The 1,729-nt window shown below is 54.0% G+C and carries 1 rRNA gene; it reads right to left on the bottom strand.

Features of this window, described 5'->3' with window-relative positions:
• Nucleotides 1–13: 13 nt before the first annotated feature.
• A 16S ribosomal RNA gene (locus ACT3RQ_RS17665) occupies nucleotides 14–1,546 on the bottom strand.
• Nucleotides 1,547–1,729 lie beyond the last annotated feature (183 nt).

Raw genomic sequence — 1,729 nt, 5'->3', positions numbered from 1 at the left:
ATGACGCATCGTTTAAGGAGGTGATCCAGCCGCAGGTTCCCCTACGGCTACCTTGTTACGACTTCACCCCAGTCATGAACCACACCGTGGTGATCGCCCTCTTGCGTTAGGCTAACCACTTCTGGTGCAGTCCACTCCCATGGTGTGACGGGCGGTGTGTACAAGGCCCGGGAACGTATTCACCGTGACATTCTGATTCACGATTACTAGCGATTCCGACTTCACGGAGTCGAGTTGCAGACTCCGATCCGGACTGAGACCGGCTTTTCGGGATTGGCGCACTCTCGCGAGTTGGCAACCCTTTGTACCGGCCATTGTAGCACGTGTGTAGCCCTACCCGTAAGGGCCATGATGACTTGACGTCGTCCCCACCTTCCTCCGGTTTGTCACCGGCAGTCTCCTTAGAGTTCCCACCATTACGTGCTGGCAAATAAGGACAAGGGTTGCGCTCGTTACGGGACTTAACCCAACATTTCACAACACGAGCTGACGACAGCCATGCAGCACCTGTCTTACAGTTCCCGAAGGCACACCAGGATCTCTCCCGGCTTCTGTAGATGTCAAGGGTAGGTAAGGTTCTTCGCGTTGCATCGAATTAAACCACATGCTCCACCGCTTGTGCGGGCCCCCGTCAATTCATTTGAGTTTTAACCTTGCGGCCGTACTCCCCAGGCGGTCGACTTATCGCGTTAACTTCGCCACAAAGTGCGCTAGGCACCCAACGGCTGGTCGACATCGTTTACGGCGTGGACTACCAGGGTATCTAATCCTGTTTGCTACCCACGCTTTCGCACCTCAGTGTCAGTGTCAGTCCAGAAGGCCGCCTTCGCCACTGGTATTCCTCCCGATCTCTACGCATTTCACCGCTACACCGGGAATTCTACCTTCCTCTCCTGCACTCTAGCCTGACAGTTCCGGATGCCGTTCCCAGGTTGAGCCCGGGGCTTTCACAACCGGCTTATCAAGCCACCTACGCGCGCTTTACGCCCAGTAATTCCGATTAACGCTTGCACCCTCCGTATTACCGCGGCTGCTGGCACGGAGTTAGCCGGTGCTTCTTCTGCGAGTGATGTCTTTCCTGCCGGGTATTAACCGACAGGCGTTCTTCCTCGCTGAAAGTGCTTTACAACCCGAAGGCCTTCTTCACACACGCGGCATGGCTGGATCAGGCTTGCGCCCATTGTCCAATATTCCCCACTGCTGCCTCCCGTAGGAGTTCGGGCCGTGTCTCAGTCCCGATGTGGCTGATCATCCTCTCAAACCAGCTACGGATCGTTGCCTTGGTGAGCCATTACCTCACCAACCAGCTAATCCGACATAGGCTCATCCAATAGCGGGAGCCAAAGCCCCCTTTCTCCCGTAGGACGTATGCGGTATTAGCCTGAGTTTCCCCAGGTTATCCCCCACTATCGGGCAGATTCCTATGCATTACTCACCCGTCCGCCGCTCGTCAGCGGGAAGCAAGCTTCCCCTGTTACCGCTCGACTTGCATGTGTTAAGCCTGCCGCCAGCGTTCAATCTGAGCCATGATCAAACTCTTCAGTTTAAAATCAGTGTGATTCTTACTTGTCACTCGAAAGTGACAAAGGTGAATCAATCCTGGCTCAAGGTTCAAACGAATTTGAAGAATTCGAAAATTCTTCTTGTGCGCTTGCCTTGATATTTGGTGACTTGTCACCCTCATCGGCAAACGCCCACATGAATTACCTGATCAAATTGTTAAAGAGCT

Origin of the sequence: Halomonas sp. AOP43-D1-4, from assembly GCF_052446175.1 — a bacterium.
GTDB lineage: Bacteria > Pseudomonadota > Gammaproteobacteria > Pseudomonadales > Halomonadaceae > Vreelandella > Vreelandella citrativorans.
Note: the sequence above shows the minus strand (reverse complement) of the source record. Positions and strands in the feature narration are given on the sequence as shown.